The following is a 16,514-nucleotide window of genomic DNA, read 5'->3' as shown; positions in this document are numbered from 1 at the left end:
CTCGGGCAAATCACCATTAGCAAAATGGTGCTTGCTCGACGGGTGCGTGGGTTTTCCTCGGTCTTCCTTTTTAATTCACGCATATCATTCACTCGTTTCTGTTTTGCATAGCCAATATCAATGGTATCGACAGGGATACAAAGGAGGATTGTTCATTGAACACAAACCAACAAGTTAAGCCCAGCAAAAAAGACGTACTCATCATCGGTGCAGGCGGTGTCGCTCAAGTGGTCGCGCATAAGTGTGCGATGCATAATGATGTGCTCGGCGAGATTCATATCGCTTCACGTACTAAAGACAAATGTGATGCCATCGTTCAAAGCGTAAAGGATAAAGGTAGCTTTAAGCAAGCTGCCGTCTTGCATACGCACCAAGTCGATGCTATGGACAGCCAAGCTGTCGTTGATCTTATCAATGATACCGGTATTCAAATCCTAATCAACGTCGGCTCGGCATTTATCAATATGACGGTATTGGAAGCTTGCATTGAGACAGGTGTGGCTTATATCGATACCGCCATTCATGAAGATCCGCGCAAGATTTGTGAGACGCCGCCATGGTATGAAAACTACGAATGGAAACGTAAGCAGCGCTGTGCGGACAATAATGTCACGGCAATCTTGGGTGCAGGCTTTGATCCCGGTATGGTCAACGCTTATGCGCGTCTGGGCTATGACATGATGGATGCCGGTTCAGTGACTGATATTGATATTATCGATATCAATGCGGGTAGCCACGGCAAATATTTTGCCACTAATTTCGATCCTGAGATTAATTTCCGTGAATTCACTGGTACGGTTTATTCTTGGCAGGACAGCCGCTGGCAGTCAAACAAGATGTTTGAAGTCAAGCGTACCGACGATCTGCCTGTGGTCGGCGTGCAAAACAGCTACTTAAGTGGTCATGACGAGATTCATTCACTATCGGCCAATTTGGACGTGCCAAACATTCGCTTTTGGATGGGCTTTGGTGAGCACTATATCAATGTCTTCACCGTGCTACAAAGTTTAGGTTTACTCTCCGAGCAGCCGGTGATGACTGCGGAAGGGCAAGAAGTAATACCATTAAAAGTGGTCAAAGCGGTACTGCCAGATCCAAGCTCGCTTGCACCAAATTATACAGGCAAGACCTGTATCGGTGACAAGGTTAAAGGACAAATAAACGGCGTTGAGACTGAAGTGTTTATCTACAACGTCTCAGATCATAAAGATGCTTACAACGAGGTCGGTAGCCAAGGTATCTCGTATACTGCAGGCGTGCCACCCGTCGCTGCTGCGATGCTGGTTGCGACTGGCGAGTGGGATGCAGGCAAGATGGTCAACGTCGAAGAATTGGATGCCAAGCCATTTATTAATCTATTGAATAAGATTGGTTTGCCAACGCGTATCAAAGATAGCAAAGGTGATAGGGCGCTAGAGTTCGATATTTAAAATTGAATTATTTATGAGCACTGACACCATATCAAGTTAGCGTTTGATATGGTGTTTTTTAGTTTTAATAACTTTAATAGCTCTGCCAATATAATAAAGAGGATTGGTAATGTCCCTTACTCAATACGAAGTTGGTGATTTAATTATCAATGCTGAAAAATTAAAGGTCTTGATGGTTTTAGAGTCGCCATATGTCAATGAAATTATCCATAATCATCCAGCGGCAGGCGAGTCGGCGCTTGATCTGACGCGCTTGTTAACCCGCCAAGGCTACGTACCATCCTTTAACCCAGATGTGCCTGTAGGCTGCAATATCCAAGCCTTAAACTACGCGCCGCTGGGTATTTTAAACTGCTCACACCTGCCCATGAACGCTGATGCTTATCCATGTGGTCTGCCCAATAACGCGCAATCACAAGTCGATAATCTTGCCACTCTCAAGCAGCGTTTGGCACCGCATCATCAACCAGACGTCTCAATAATATTGGCAAATACCGCCGTTTTTACAGACTTTTCGCGGCGTCTCACGTCGGTACTGAGGCAAAACCCTAACGTGGCCATTGTTCCTTGCGGTCAGACGGCATCAGGCTTTATCGATAGCTTTGTCGCTACCACGGATCAGTCACCAAACATCATCGCACGCCTGCCGCATCCCACAGAAGACGCGTGGCAAAATGTAGCCAACACAGATTTGCATGCCATTATTGGCCCTGCGATGTTGCCCTAAGCTTGTCAAAATACACTATGATTGCTTTGACAACCAAACATAGCAGTCAAGGACGATAGCCATGAGCGATAACGCGCCGCCTGTCACACCCATATGCTTAGACTCAATCCGCACCTGGCTGATTGCCACCACGCGCCTGTTTGCTAGGTTTTCGGTCATATTGATCGTGCTGGCTGGCGCTTTGATTGCCAGCTTTTTGCTGCACTTGCCGCTCATCATGTCTTATGGGCTAATTCTTAGCATATCAGCTGTCCTCTTTATCATGCTGATTATGATGTCCATTAAAAACATCGTTTATCTGTATCTAAAGTCCAGCGTTTGGGGGCAAATCGTTTTGTATTTGCTCGTCGCGCTCATCAGCGCGCGCTCGTATTTGTGGGCGATTGGGGCCATCAATCGTATATTTTTGGTCGATCCGAGCAACCTTGCGCTGACCACGACGGTATTGACCGCCATTGTCTTTTTTAGATACGCCATTATGATTTTGCTTGCAACTTATCTGTTGGCCCTCAGCCTGTATTTTTATGTGAGGCAAAAGGATGGGGTTCAAAACAACGACCGGCAAAAACTGGCCAAAAAACTATACGCGGGCGCCGCTTTTGTGGTCATCGTCGGCTTGAGTGTCATCGCTGCTGGCAATATCTCAAAATACAGCGATCAGATGATTCAAGCGTTTGCGATCCATATTGATTTTTATACCCATCATGCTTGTATCAATGATGATAAGAGCATGAAGGACAGTGATGGGATTTTGTTTTTATCAGCGCGTGATATTTTAGTGGCCAAAAAGGCGGGGCCCATGCAATGGCAATACCAACACGTCCGCTGTCAGACGCTCCAAAACCCGCTACGCTAACAAATCGCCCACCAGCCAACCCATAGTGAAACCGTGAGGCTGTGCTAAAATTTTCGCCTTTGGCACATTAATATAAACCATCCTAATGAGACCGTTATTATGAGTTCGCATCCTACAGACGACAAGCCTACCCAGGATTCGTCGACGCCCGCCCCATCCGATACAGGTGACAAAACAGCGCAAACCCCCTTTGAGCGCAAGCAATTTGGCGGCTCAGAGCGTCGATCTAAGCCTCATTTGGATGAGGATATGCCCATATCGCGTAGCGATCTAAAAAAGGGCGCCCAAGCGTTGTCACAAGACACCGAAGCGCATGTGAATTGGAGCGTGCTCATCATCTCATCAGTTGTGATTGCAGCTTTCTCCATTTGGGCCATTATCATGCCGATGGCTGCCAGTACCACGATGAAGACCGTCGTCGATTGGATCGCCACCAATCTTGGGTGGTATTACGTGATTACGATGGTGATAGTGATCGGTTTTGTTTTGTGGGTGGCGTTGTCCAAGGCGGGCAGTGTGCGGCTTGGGCCGGATGACTCACGGCCGCAGTATAAGCTGGGTACGTGGGCGGCGATGCTGTTTGCCGCAGGTGTCGGTATTGACCTCTTGTTCTTCTCAGTGACTGGGCCTGTGGTGCAGTACCTAACCCCGCCATCCGGTAGCGGCGCGACTGCCGATTCGATGCAAAACGCGGTCGTCTGGACGATGTTTCATTATGGTATTGCTGGCTGGTCCGTTTATGCGCTGCTTGGTATGGCGATGGGCTACTTTGCCTATCGCTGGGGCATGCCACTATCGATTAGGGCGGCGCTATACCCCTTATTCGGCAAGCGTGTCAACGGCCCTATCGGTCATGGTATCAGTATTTTGGCACTGGTAGGTACTGTGTTTGGCGTGGCAACCACGATGGGCATCGGGGTGGTGCTATTAAACGTCGGATTCTCGAAGATTTTTGGCTTAAATGAAGGCTTGAGCTTGCAGATTGCGCTGGTGATCGGCGCGGTTGTCTTAACCATTTTGGCGACCACCTCAGGGGTTGATCGCGGTATCCGCTGGATATCAGAATTAAACCTGTGGAGCGCGGTGGCGATGATGGCGTTTATCTTAATCGCAGGTCAGACGGCGTTTTTGTTAAATGCACTGGTCGAAAACTTAGGACAGTTCTTTGTCACTTTGCCTGCGCGCATGTTCAAAACCCTAGCTTACGTGCCGGGCAGTAGCGAGTGGATGGGCAGCTGGACGCTGTTTTTTTGGGCGTTTTGGCTGGCGTGGGGGCCCTTTGTTGGGGTGTTTTTGGCACGAATATCACGCGGCCGCACGCTACGAGAGTTTGTGATTGCTGCCATCACCGTACCTGTGCTGTGTGACTTTATCATCGTCTCATTCTTTGGTAATTCAGCACTTTATGAGGTATTACAAGGCAATACAGCCTTCGCCCAGCTGGCGATTGAGAGTCCCGAGCGCGGCTGGTATGCCTTGCTTGATATGTTCCCTGGGGCGACCTTTTTAGTGATACTAGCGACGCTCTCAGGCTTGCTGTTTTATATCACCAGTGCCAACTCAGGGGCGATGGTGATGTCCAACTTCTCCGCCTCCATCCCTGATCCTAGCGAGGATGGCCCTAAGTGGCTGCGTATCTTTTGGGCAGTACTGACGGCTATTTTGACCATCTCTATGCTGATCGCAGGCGGCGTGATCACCATGGAATACGCAACGCTCATATTTGCGCTACCTGTGACCGTTATCGTCTATTTGGTGATGTTTTCGTTTTTTAAAGCGCTTAAGATAGAGCAGGCTGAGCGCGAAGGCACCGTACTGCGTCGCCCCTCTATCGCGCCTAGTGGCGGTCACGTTCCGGAGCGCTCATGGACGCAGCGTTTAGGGCAGATGCTTACTTATCCTTCTAGGCGTGAAGCTATCAGGTTCCTTGAGCGTACCGTCCGCCCGGCACTAGATGACGTCGCTGATGAGTTTCGTCGCCAAGGCTATGTCGCTGAGCGCATCAACGCCGACCACAGCCTAACCGCACCTCTTGACGCGATGAGCGGACCCTTGCTGCGCTTATCGACCGCTGCCACCGACGATTTTTATTATCAAGTGTTTATGGTTGAGACCCCAGCGCCCACCTTTAGCGGTAAGCTGGCCTCTGACAGCGACATCTATTATCGGCTTGAGGTGAGCACCCAAACCGGCTCCGGCGGTTATGACCTTATGGGGCTCACTCGCCAGCAAGTCATCGATGATGTACTCGAGCAGTATCAAGCATATCTGACATTTTTGAGCATGCCTGTCTCAAAATAAAAGCCGAGGTTAAACGCTTATTTTGTAGGTTGGGTGTTGCAAGCGCCACCCAACCTACGAGATATTGGTGCACCAAATGTGCTTTATAACCTTATTGTTTTACATGGGTAGGTTGGAGCCGAGGCACAAGACCTAACATTTTGTTGATTTTAATTAACGGTTTAATGTCGTAAGCCACCTAATATAAAGACTAAAAATTCCAACGTACGCTTTTAAACACGCCTTCTGCATTTGCGCCAGTATTTTATTCTTCTTCTGTACAGACCTCTATGAGCAAAAAGGCACCATCAACATTCGATAAGCACTCTAATCACCTAAACTGTAACCCGCCTTTTATCACTCAAATAAATCAAGTACAGCGCCCCTGCCAGCAATCCTAACGCCGCTGTGCGTTTGATATCAAGTGGCAACTGACCATTGCCAAACCAGCCAAAGTGATCAATGATTAGCCCCATCATGACTTGTCCTGCGATGATGCCCACAATCGTCGCTGCCGTACCGATGCGCGGCACGCCAATCACGATCGCCACCATACAAAAATTACCAAACAGCGCGCCGGTATATTGCCAGATAGGCACGCTAAGTATTTTCTGTATATCTAGTGGCTCAAATAGCAGTATAAGCATTAGTAAGATAACAGAGGCTACCACATTAGTCAGCCACGCTGTCGTAACCACATCGGTATGTAGGCTTAGTGACCCATTGATAGTTGACTGCACAGCGATCGCCATACCGCCTAAGAGCAACAATGGAAAAGCAAAGGTGAGTAACATCATCGCCCCTTAATAGATTAGCACCAGTGCTATAAGTATCAATACCAGCGCACCGATACGATAGCCATCAATTTGACGGCGCACGCTACCCAATATGCCAAAATGATCAATAGCAAGACTTGCGGTAATCTGCCCGCATAAGATACCTACCATCGTTGTACCGACGCCCACCAATGGCGTGGTGATGGTCAATACAATAGTATAAATAAAACCGATAACGCCGCCTGTGAGTAACCATAATGGCTGACGCGTTAGTGCCATAATACGACTACGCTTGCGAATAAGCATGACAAGACTAAACACGATGACGCCGATGATAAATATCGATAGCGATGCGGATAATCGCCCAATCTGCTTACCTAATGGTCCTAATATCGCCGCTTCAATCGCAAGCGACATTCCGCCTAATGCGACGAATAACAACATCAACATTTGTCTCATAGTTTATCTACTTGGTCTTATTTAGCTTTATTAGCTATTGTTTAACGACACAAAAGCGCCTATTGTATGAACAAATAATTGTAATCACAACCAAGTACATTTTGATGGGTATTATTTAATCTCTAATGCTTGTTTACTGTCTAAAAAGTTATGTTTTAAGGAGACACTGTTGTCAAGTAACCTAACCGACATTACCAACTATCTATTAGAGCTTGACGCGCTAAAGCTTATCAATCGGCGCACCTATCTTGATGGCGGCTTGCGCGTTGAAAACTCCGCTGAGCACTCATGGCATTTGGCAATGGCATGCTGGACGATTGCTAGAAGCTTTAAGCTTGATGTATCAGAAGAAAAACTGCTAAAGCTGGCTTTAATCCATGATTTGGGCGAAATTGACGCCGGCGACACCTTTTTATATGACACCAAAAGAGGGGACGCGCACAACGCTGAGCGCGAGGGGGTCAAGCGGTTGGAGGCGCATAATGGCAATGCGGTGACTGAATTGTCCACGCTTTGGGAGGAGCAAGAAACAGGCACAAGCCCTGAGACCAAGCTATTAAAAGTGGTCGATAGACTGCTGCCGTTTTTACACAACATCAATAGCGAGGGCAAAACGTGGCGCGAGTCTGATGTCAAGCGCTCACAAGTGGCTGGTGCACATGCTTTTATTGCCACTGATTTTCCTAAAATTCATGCATGGATGACGCAGGAATTAAGTCTAGCAGTACAAAAGGGTTGGCTAATTGATGCTTGATGTGCTGGTGTCCAAGCGGTTTATTGAGGGGTGATAATGAAATTTTTAGAGCTAAAAATACCTCCAGTCGCACAAGTGCTTGCAACAGGGGCGGCAATGTACGGCGTGTCGAAAACGCTGCCAATGCTACAAACCGTTATACCAGGCGCAAAGTGGTTGGCAGGCGGGTTGACGCTCACTGGTATCGGCATTGGCATTGTGGGTGTGAACGAGTTTAAAAAGGCACAAACCACGGTCAATCCGCATAAACCAAATAATGCCACAAACCTTGTTGCCGGTAGCATTTATCAGTATACACGCAATCCGATGTACTTAGGGTTGACGCTGGTGCTATTAGCTTGGGCGCTGTATTTGGCACATCTTTTGGCTTTTTTTGTCATTCTTATTTTTTTGCTGTATATGACGCGCTTTCAGATTATTCCAGAAGAGCGCGTGATGCAGCAAAAATTTGGCAAAGCATATCAAGCGTATCTAAAGAAGGTACGGCGTTGGATATGAGATATGGTAAGTAGAATGTTTCATTATTAACGAATGGACAAACAAATCAGGGAGACGATGTCATGGAAATGAAGAGCATACCGTTTGGGGTTACTGACTGGACAGAAATAGAAGCAGTAGAAGTTAAAGGCGAGACTGGTACAGGATACTGGAAAACATGTGAATTTAACAATATCAATGTACATATGGTTGAGTATTCTGCAGGCTATCTTGCTGATCATTGGTGCTATAAAGGGCATATTTTATTCTGTATTGAAGGAGAGCTAAATACCGAACTAAAGGATGGTCGTACTTTTACCTTAACATCAGGAATGACTTATCAAGTGGCGGATGATACGATTGCCCACCGCTCGTCAACGCAGACAGGCGCTAAGCTATTCATCGTCGATTAAACCTACTGTGCATTGTTTAATGGGATTTATCACAGTCGAGGAGTAATAGTTTTGTCTGAATTAAAGACTGTTGGTCTTTTCTTTTTAACCGCACTTGCAGAGATTGTCGGCTGTTATCTGCCTTATTTGTGGTTACGAGAAGGTAGATCGGTTTGGCTTCTTGTCCCTGGGATACTTAGTTTGGCAGCCTTTGTGTGGTTGCTGACGTTGCACCCAACTGCGGTAGGCCGTGTTTATGCCGCTTACGGTGGGGTGTATGTTTCAGTGGCAATTTTATGGTTGTGGACTGTCAACGGTATTCGTCCAACTACATGGGATATAATAGGCTCTGCGGTTGCATTACTAGGGATGGCGATTATTATTTTCGCCCCGCGTCAGTAGGTGAGGGGTTTTATGAGTAAAGACGTTAATAAGTGCTTACTTACGGATACATATTGATTTGCTATAATAAGCAATAAGCCAACGATTAAGTCAGGCAAACTTCTATATTGTTAATATTTAGCACAACAGTGCCTATTGTTTTGGTCAAAATTATTATGCGTATACGTAAACTATTCAAATTCGAAAACGCTCATATTGTGCGTAACTGTAGCTCTGAGCGCTGCAAGCACTCTATTCATGGTCACAGTTATCAGATTGAGCTCATTCTTGAAGCCAAACGTTTGGATCATGGGCAGATGGTCTACGATTTTGGACTGCTAAAATCTTCCATCAAAGACATTATTGATAGTTTTGATCATGCCATTTGTTTTTGGAGTAAAGACGATCCTGAATATATCGCTGCTTGCAAAAAATTCAGCGCGCGCTGGATAAGTTTGCCAGTATCACCATCTGCAGAGCAGTTTTCGCGCGTTATCTTTTTTTGGGCTGATGAGATTTTAAAACAAACCCAAATGCAAAACGGTGAGGCGGACGTTAAAGTTTACTCAGTTATAGCCCATGAGACTGCTACAGGCTATGCGCAATGCTTTGCTGATGATGTAAACAATGAGCAAATGGGCAAGCTTAAGCTAGAAGATTTCGAGTTTAGCGAGCAAGTAAGCGCTGAGTGGCACGATCCTGAGTTGTATGCCAAATTGATTCGCGGCGAGCGTTTTGTCAATCCGTCGGTCACTATGCAGGTTCACGAACAACAAGCGGGTACAGTCTGATGTCTAACCATAATGATACCTCTTTTACTGATAAACAATTGCGAATACTAACCCTATATTCAGAAGCCGATACTGAGCGTTTGGCTGAGCAGCTTGCAGCTTTGCTACCCTCAGGTAGTATCTGGTTGGCAGGCGATTTGGGCGCAGGCAAGACCACATTGACACGCTATTGGTTGCAAGCATTAGGACATAAGGGCGCAGTAAAAAGCCCGACGTATACTTTGGTTGAGCCTTATAGTATTGAGCAGGGTGACGGTACGACTAAGCCGGTCTACCATACTGATTTATACCGTATACAAGATCCTGAAGAGTTGTCTCTTATTGGTTTTGATGAGTATCTTGAGGACGAAAATGCGCTAGTAATCATCGAATGGCCAAGTCGCGCTGATAATTATTTACCACCGCCTACGTTGTTTATTGATATTACTCAAAGCGTTGATGAGACACGTCAAGTTGAGATACGATTATCAAAGGTAGGGCAAGCGCAAGGGCTAGATTTGTCATTACTAAAAGTTTAGTTTGATAAAGTATGTTTGCGATCCACAAAATATGATATTCATCAATGCCAGATAATTATCCTAATACACGTATCAAAAAACTATCGCCATTGCTCATCAATCAATTAGCAGCGGGTGAGGTCGTAACACGTCCAGCAGCAGTGGTCAAAGAATTACTAGAAAACGCAATTGATGCTGGTGCCTACCATATTGAAGTACATATTACTCAAGGTGGTATGGGTATGATAGAGGTGATGGATGATGGCGTCGGCATTCATCCTGATGATATGGTCATGGCAATTACCCGTCATGCGACCAGTAAAGTTGCGGATGTGGCTAATTTGCATGGTATTACGACGTTAGGCTTTCGCGGGGAGGCGTTGGCTGCGACAGCAGCTGTTTCTCGTCTGACTTTAACCAGCAGTCATGATAATAGCGGTATTGGTCGACAGCTACAGGTTGCAGGCGTATTAGAAGACATTCCAAAACTGATACCAATCGTACATAAACGCGGGACGACAGTCACTGTCAAAGACATATACTTTAATGTACCAGCACGCCGTGGCAGTCTGAAGTCTATTGCAACTGAGTTTGGTCATATTGAGACGATTGTACGTGAAGTCGCTTTGGCACGTGCTGATGTAGCGCTCACATTATTTCATGATAATAAGAAGCGACTGTCGCTGTCTGCAAAGTCTATTAATAGCAGTAATGAGAATCCTAATCGTCTGCCATTATCACGCCTTGAACAAGCAACAGGGGCGTTATTAACGCCTAATGCGCTAGAAGTAGTGGTCGATTTATCCAGTCTAGTGCAGCAGCCTATGGGGTCTATTGATAACAATTACTCAGGTCAGCAGGCAAGTATTAGTGGTTGGTTATGGCCTAGTACTAATTCGCAGGATACCTTGCCAAAACTACTATATGTAAATGGACGTTTGGTAAAAGAGCCAATCGTTAATAATCAGTTACGCCAACTTGCGCACAAAGCGGGCGCTATTAGTATCGGTTACGCGCTTTATTTTGATTTGCCAATTCAGTGGCTCAATGTCAATGTCCATCCATCTAAACAGCGTATCAAAATCAGTCCACTTAATAATATTATGGCACATTTAAGCCATGCAGTTCGTTTGAAGCTAAAAACTGTTATCACAACGCAAACAATGGTGCCAGCTGACAGTCATAAGAAGCGAGCGCCAGAGACGAAAACTGCGATAACTAAATCATTTGATGATTTGTCATTTAACACCTCTACTACCAACGATTTAGGACAAGGCAGGCAAGTACAAGCGCCTAAACAACCGTATCAGACATCAAAAAGCAAGCCGTTTTCTATTCGTAAACCGGATTCTCATACAAAAAAGCCTTACATTGATGAGCTTTCAGAGTCGCGTGTCAATGTTTTGAATATGTCTTTAGATGATAGCGTTAAGCACTTAACTAGCTCAAATATAGCAACCAAATCTCTACCAGTTTGCTTAGACATTATTCATAGTATGGATAGCGGGATAAGTAAGTTTTCAAACACTGAAGCCATTAATAATAAGTCGCTGCCTTGGCTATTATTTTATAATCAAAGCCAGTGTCTGTTAATCAGTGCAGAGGGTTGGCAGTCAAAGATGCGAGTATTGTTTGAGTCACATATACTGGATAATGAGGCCTTTAAAAGAAGGCAGTTGCCGGATAGTCCAATATATATTAACCAACAGCTTGCAACTATAAGCACTCAGATGTCTGCGCAAGACTTGGTGGTTTTTATAGCAGATATGGAAGAAATACTGTTTGATGAGGCAATCATAAATATTGACCGCAATCAGTTGGTTTCGTTCATGTTGTCATCTACATCTGAATAAACCACGCTTCAGTTTAATCATAGCTCCACTCTAATTATAAAAGATAGATAACAGGCTTCTAAACAGCTAGTCTCTAGTTCGACTATTTAAATTATTACTCATAAAGGCAATTTTATGCAGCTTACGTCTAATAGTATCACTCCTAAATTGGCGGATAACAGCGTGGTTTGCCTAATGGCGCCGACCGCCAGTGGCAAGACCGCCTTAGCCTATGAGTTATACGATACTGGTCGTTATGAGCTAATCTCAGTAGATTCAGCACTTATATACCGTGATATGAATATAGGTACGGCCAAACCTACGACTACTGAGCTTACGCGTTACCCGCATCATCTAGTCAATATTATCGATCCTATGCAAAGCTATAGCATGGCTGAATTCGTCAGTGATGTCATTCGTTTAATTGATGACTGTCATAATAATGGCAAAATCCCGCTGTTGGTAGGCGGCACTATGATGTATTACATGGCGCTACTCGACGGGCTATCTCCAGTACCAGATAGTGAGGACAGCGTTCGCGCTCATGTAGAGCAGTGGCGACAGACAGAAGGCTTACAAGCGTTGTTTGACTATCTTAGTAAAGTCGATCCTATTAGTCATCAGCGTCTTCATGCAACTGATACCCAGCGTATTACGCGAGCCATAGAAGTATATCTACAAACCAACATTGCTATAAGCGACTGGCAGCGTAAACCTAAGCAAGCAATAGCAAACAATCCACATCAGCAGTGGCATGCACTTACAGTAATGCCAGATCGTCCCTGGCTGCATACGCGTATCGAGCAGCGTTTAGATATCATGTGGCGTGAAGGACTAGTAGATGAAGTACTTGGTTTGCTTGAACAATATCCGCTGACACCTAATTTGCCATCTATGCGCTGCGTTGGCTATCGGCAAGTTTTAGAGTACCTGACACATATTAATCATTCAGTATTTGAGCAGCCACATCTTGATAAGACCCAGTTTGAAGATGTTTTTGGTAGATTTGAAGACCCAAGCAAACATAAAATAAAACCACAAAGGGCGCTGCAATCACAGTCGTCAACCCTTGATAGTCAAACCGAGGCGCTTGCTTGTTATCAAATGCAAAATAAGGCATTATATGCTACAAGACAACTGGCTAAACGCCAATATACTTGGCTACGTAAGTTGGCTCAATTATCGAACGTAAATAACGATTTGCATAATAACAACGAAGTTGTCATATCATCCTACGAATCTATGACGCAAGCTAGAGAATATCTGATCTGAACAATCATTTGTCATCTATTAATAATGATAGACAAGAAGCTTATGGTATTACGTTCTAATAGATTTTAATAATAGTAAAAACAAGTTATAAATATTTGCAGATTATGAGAACCAATCACAATAAGTTTCAAAATTTGGCTGAGACAGCTGTTATAATTTGTTAATCTAACAGTTACAGTATGCTTTGCCAACTATGATTGTTACTATTGTTATAAAAGCAAATAATCATTTATTTACAATAATATAGTAGTTAAACAAAGTAGAATTAACAAAGAAAAATTGGTGCTCATTTAGATACGTTTTATTAGTAAAACTTACTACTGTATCTTTTTCTAACGATTATAATTAAACAAGCACTTATAATATAATTATATAATATTCGGGAGAGTTTTTATGTCAAAAGGACAAACATTACAAGATCCGTTCCTAAACTCATTACGTAAAGATCGTATTCCAGTGTCTATTTTTTTGGTAAATGGTATTAAATTACAAGGCCAAATTGAATCATTTGACCAATATGTCGTTTTATTAAAGAATACAGTTAGTCAAATGGTTTATAAGCATGCCATCTCAACTGTAGTTCCAGCACGTAATCCACGAGGCGCTAGTACTACTGCATCATCGAGTAGTGGTATGCAGACTCAAGGTACTAACGGCTACCAAGGCGGCAGTAATAACAGCGGGTTTGAAAGAGGTAGTAATACAGGCGCAGGTGGCGGCTTTGAAGAACGTGGCTTTGCCTCTAATCGTAGTGGTTTTAATCGTGGCGGCTTTGGTCAGGGACAAGATCGCGGGTTTGAACGTGGTGGTCTAGGTCAAAGTCAAGATCGTAGTTTTGAGCGCGGTGGTTTTGGTCAAGACCGCGGATTTGAGACACCAGCAGAAAACACGGGATTCAATGAAAAGCCCAGCAATGACTTTGATGACGATAACAACAATAACTAATTGATGCTATTTACGAAGGTATATTGTTGAAGTCTATTTTAATAAAAAGATCTGCTATTGAGTGGGTCTTTTTTTTATCAACAACTTCACTATTGTAAGACTATCAAGCATTTGAACGGGGCAGCTAATAAGATGTCTGAATATTCTTTAAACAATATAGTTGATATGTTTTTTTAATCAAGATTACATTGTACAGTTCTAAGTCATATTATTAAAATGGCTCTTAATATAGTAAAATATATTATTAATGATAATTACCGAGTCAAACCATGAGTAACTGTACAAACAATCTTACTGACGACCAATTTATGACCACTGCCATTGACGCTATTCAAACTGAGATAGCCGCGTTGGCGTTATTAACTGAACAGATAGACGATAGGTTTGTGCAAGCTTGCAAAATCATTTTGGCTTGTAAAGGTCGGGTAGTCGTGACTGGTATGGGTAAGTCAGGTCTGATCGGGCGCAAGATAGCAGCGACGTTTGCTTCTACTGGTACGCCAGCATTTTTTATGCATCCTGGTGAGGCAGGTCATGGCGACTTAGGAATGCTTGTAAAGGGTGATGTGTTACTGGCTATCTCCAACTCTGGAGAGTCGGATGAAATCAAGACCCTATTGCCAGTGGTTAAGCGTTTAGGCATTCCGCTGATAAGTATTAGCCGAGACAAGCGCGGTATGTTGCCACGCGCAGCCGATATTATATTGACCCTTGGCAAGTCACAAGAAGCTTGCCCGCTTAATCTGGCACCTACTTCTAGTACGACGGCAACTTTAGCGTTAGGAGATGCTTTAGCAGTGGCTTTGGTACATGCGCGTAATTTTACTTCAGAAGATTTTGCCTTATCGCATCCAGCAGGTGCGCTTGGTCGACAGCTATTAACACGAGTAGAGGATTTGATGCATAGTAATGTAGATAATTTGCCGCTTGTTAATCAAAAAGCGCCATTACAAGATGCATTATTTACAATGTCTGCAGGCCGTTTGGGCATGACTGTTGTAATCGACGATGAGCAAAAAGTCGTCGGTGTGTTCACAGATGGGGATTTGCGCCGTGGTTTGGAAAAACGCATTGATCTTGCAACACCCATACAAGACGTAATGAGTACTAATCCACGCCAAGTAAGTAAGTCAATGCGTGCATCTGATGCCTTAAGTGTCATGAATGAAAATGCAATCAGTCAACTACTAGTGATAGATGAAAAAGAGCATTTAGAAGCCATCATTACTGTGCATGATTTGCTACAAGCAGGTGTGAAATAAGCGCTTAGACTAAATAGGTTTCACATTTAAATAATAAGACTTTATAAGAGATAAATTATGCAAGACTTAATCGAAAGAGCAGGACAGGTTAAAATGTTGGTCTTGGACGTTGATGGTATCTTGTCAAACGGTCAGATTATCTATGATGCTAATGGTATTGAGACTAAAGCGTTTTCGGTACAAGATGGGGTCGGTATTAAGTCTTTGGCACGCTATGGTATTTTAACTGCTATTATTACTGGCCGTAGTAGCCCTATGGTCAATAAGCGTGCAGCAGAGACTGGCATCGATTATGTGGTGCAAGGTCGTGATGATAAGCTTATCGCTTTAAAAGAGCTACTCTCTACCTTAGATCCAGCGCTTAATATTACGGCTGCCGACTGCGCTTATATGGGTGATGATTTGCCTGATATTAAAGCCATGCAAACCGTCGGCTTTGCAGCGACAGTACCTAATGCGCATGCTGAGGTTGTCAATCGCAGCGATATGGTAACGACGTGCACTGGCGGGATGGGGGCAGTACGTGAAGTGTGTGACCTGATCTTAAAAGGTCATGGACAGTATCAAGACTTTATTTCACACTATACGCTTGATAAAGTGCCAGCGCAGGATGATTTATCGTGAATACTCGTGTCCTAGTTGTTTTGGCCTTAATTATTGCCGGTATTGCTGGTTGGTTTTTTCAACAACAAGGTAAGATCACACCGCCAGTAAACATAGAAGCTTCTGAGGTGGATTATGAAGCGACTGATATAAAAGCGGTACAAACCAATGAAGAGGGTGAGACCGAATACGAGTTAAATGCCGATTCACTTACGCATAATCCAGTGACCAATCAAGATGAGATGTCGGGTATTACCATGAACTGGGAGCCATCTGATGAACAGCGTTATCAAATTCAAGCAGGTAGTGCTACGATCAACCAACAAACAGGGGAGCTGCTTTTGTCTGGTGGTTTTACCTTAGTTAGCGAAGACAAAGCGAGTGGATCATCAGATATTGAACCTATTGAAGTCACAGGTCAAACGCTTAAAGGCAATACCAAGTCTCGTCAAGTCTATAGTGATGAGTCCGTCAAAGTTGTGCAGGGTATGAATCGCTTTGAGGCTTCTAGTATGCAGGCCAATCTTGAAACTGGCGAGTATGAGTTTGGACAAGTGGCTGTGACTTTCACACCTGCTGAGCGTCAGGATCAGGCTTTATTTTAATGTCTTGTATATTACGTATTATTGTCTTAGATAGTTTAAAATAGTTGGTAAAGGTAATAGCAGCAATTGGCTCGCTTATTGCTACTTATCCATTAAATCAATCTAGGTTGCTCGTACTACTTAATAGCTTTTGCTTTTCTACTACTTATTACCTTCTTATCATAAAAGAGTAACT

Annotated in this window: 18 protein-coding genes; 16 read left to right on the top strand and 2 right to left on the bottom strand. The window is 44.1% G+C overall.

Annotation, left to right across the window (positions count from 1 at the left end; all coding sequences use genetic code 11):
* Positions 1-155: 155 nt before the first annotated feature.
* The 4 genes from ACS8FC_RS07120 (at position 156) to betT (ending at position 5,314) form a co-directional block, all read left to right on the top strand.
* Positions 156-1,430 (top strand): saccharopine dehydrogenase family protein, encoded by a 1,275-nt coding sequence (locus ACS8FC_RS07120; RefSeq protein ID WP_439261565.1) that lies wholly within the window; start codon positions 156-158, stop codon positions 1,428-1,430.
* A 109-nt stretch (positions 1,431-1,539) separates the two neighbouring features.
* Complete coding sequence (locus ACS8FC_RS07115; protein WP_439296286.1) at positions 1,540-2,157, top strand: hypothetical protein; 618 nt, start codon at positions 1,540-1,542, stop codon at positions 2,155-2,157.
* Positions 2,158-2,218: 61 nt separating this feature from the next.
* Complete coding sequence (locus tag ACS8FC_RS07110; RefSeq protein ID WP_439296285.1) at positions 2,219-3,013, top strand: hypothetical protein; 795 nt, start codon at positions 2,219-2,221, stop codon at positions 3,011-3,013.
* Positions 3,014-3,112: 99 nt separating this feature from the next.
* Complete coding sequence (gene betT, locus ACS8FC_RS07105) at positions 3,113-5,314, top strand: choline BCCT transporter BetT (protein ID WP_439261562.1); 2,202 nt, start codon at positions 3,113-3,115, stop codon at positions 5,312-5,314.
* A gap of 314 nt (positions 5,315-5,628) precedes the next feature.
* On the opposite strand, the gene ACS8FC_RS07100 is transcribed toward betT, so the two are convergent.
* Entirely contained in the window at positions 5,629-6,090 is a 462-nt protein-coding gene (locus tag ACS8FC_RS07100; protein WP_439296284.1) for a DMT family transporter, read from the bottom strand.
* 6 nt (positions 6,091-6,096) lie between these two features.
* On the bottom strand, positions 6,097-6,528 hold the full coding sequence (locus ACS8FC_RS07095; RefSeq protein WP_439261560.1) for a DMT family transporter: 432 nt from the start codon (positions 6,526-6,528) through the stop codon (positions 6,097-6,099).
* A 169-nt stretch (positions 6,529-6,697) separates the two neighbouring features.
* On the opposite strand from ACS8FC_RS07095, the gene ACS8FC_RS07090 reads away from it, so the two are divergent.
* The 12 genes from ACS8FC_RS07090 to lptC all read left to right on the top strand — a co-directional run bounded on the left by ACS8FC_RS07090 (position 6,698) and on the right by lptC (position 16,339).
* Positions 6,698-7,282, top strand: a complete 585-nt coding sequence (locus ACS8FC_RS07090) for an HD domain-containing protein (protein ID WP_439296283.1) — start codon at positions 6,698-6,700, stop codon at positions 7,280-7,282.
* 36 nt (positions 7,283-7,318) lie between these two features.
* The gene (locus ACS8FC_RS07085) at positions 7,319-7,780 is read left to right on the top strand and encodes a methyltransferase family protein (protein WP_439296282.1); all 462 of its coding nucleotides are present in this window, start codon (positions 7,319-7,321) and stop codon (positions 7,778-7,780) included.
* A 62-nt stretch (positions 7,781-7,842) separates the two neighbouring features.
* The gene (locus ACS8FC_RS07080) at positions 7,843-8,172 is read left to right on the top strand and encodes a DHCW motif cupin fold protein (RefSeq protein WP_299220130.1); all 330 of its coding nucleotides are present in this window, start codon (positions 7,843-7,845) and stop codon (positions 8,170-8,172) included.
* A gap of 51 nt (positions 8,173-8,223) precedes the next feature.
* Positions 8,224-8,553: a YnfA family protein gene (locus tag ACS8FC_RS07075; protein WP_439296281.1), complete on the top strand. Its 330-nt coding sequence runs from the start codon at positions 8,224-8,226 to the stop codon at positions 8,551-8,553.
* Positions 8,554-8,708: 155 nt separating this feature from the next.
* On the top strand, positions 8,709-9,323 hold the full coding sequence (locus ACS8FC_RS07070; protein ID WP_439296280.1) for a 6-pyruvoyl trahydropterin synthase family protein: 615 nt from the start codon (positions 8,709-8,711) through the stop codon (positions 9,321-9,323).
* Positions 9,323-9,841, top strand: a complete 519-nt coding sequence (gene tsaE, locus ACS8FC_RS07065) for a tRNA (adenosine(37)-N6)-threonylcarbamoyltransferase complex ATPase subunit type 1 TsaE (RefSeq protein ID WP_439261555.1) — start codon at positions 9,323-9,325, stop codon at positions 9,839-9,841. Before ACS8FC_RS07070 ends, tsaE begins: the two co-directional genes overlap by 1 nt.
* A 44-nt stretch (positions 9,842-9,885) precedes the next feature.
* The gene (mutL, locus tag ACS8FC_RS07060; protein WP_439296279.1) at positions 9,886-11,673 is read left to right on the top strand and encodes a DNA mismatch repair endonuclease MutL; all 1,788 of its coding nucleotides are present in this window, start codon (positions 9,886-9,888) and stop codon (positions 11,671-11,673) included.
* 114 nt (positions 11,674-11,787) lie between these two features.
* Positions 11,788-12,924: a tRNA (adenosine(37)-N6)-dimethylallyltransferase MiaA gene (gene miaA / locus ACS8FC_RS07055; RefSeq protein ID WP_439296278.1), complete on the top strand. Its 1,137-nt coding sequence runs from the start codon at positions 11,788-11,790 to the stop codon at positions 12,922-12,924.
* Positions 12,925-13,317: 393 nt separating this feature from the next.
* Positions 13,318-13,869 (top strand): RNA chaperone Hfq, encoded by a 552-nt coding sequence (gene hfq / locus ACS8FC_RS07050; RefSeq protein WP_439261552.1) that lies wholly within the window; start codon positions 13,318-13,320, stop codon positions 13,867-13,869.
* 269 nt (positions 13,870-14,138) lie between these two features.
* Complete coding sequence (locus ACS8FC_RS07045; RefSeq protein ID WP_299220151.1) at positions 14,139-15,131, top strand: KpsF/GutQ family sugar-phosphate isomerase; 993 nt, start codon at positions 14,139-14,141, stop codon at positions 15,129-15,131.
* 57 nt (positions 15,132-15,188) lie between these two features.
* On the top strand, positions 15,189-15,755 hold the full coding sequence (locus ACS8FC_RS07040; protein ID WP_439261551.1) for a KdsC family phosphatase: 567 nt from the start codon (positions 15,189-15,191) through the stop codon (positions 15,753-15,755).
* Positions 15,752-16,339, top strand: coding sequence for an LPS export ABC transporter periplasmic protein LptC (gene lptC, locus ACS8FC_RS07035; protein WP_439261550.1), 588 nt, complete (start codon positions 15,752-15,754; stop codon positions 16,337-16,339). The genes ACS8FC_RS07040 and lptC overlap by 4 nt, the downstream gene beginning before the upstream one ends.
* Positions 16,340-16,514: the final 175 nt, after the last annotated feature.

The organism is Psychrobacter sp. 1Y4 (genome assembly GCF_051847555.1).
This window is presented reverse-complemented; position numbering and strand designations above follow the sequence as displayed.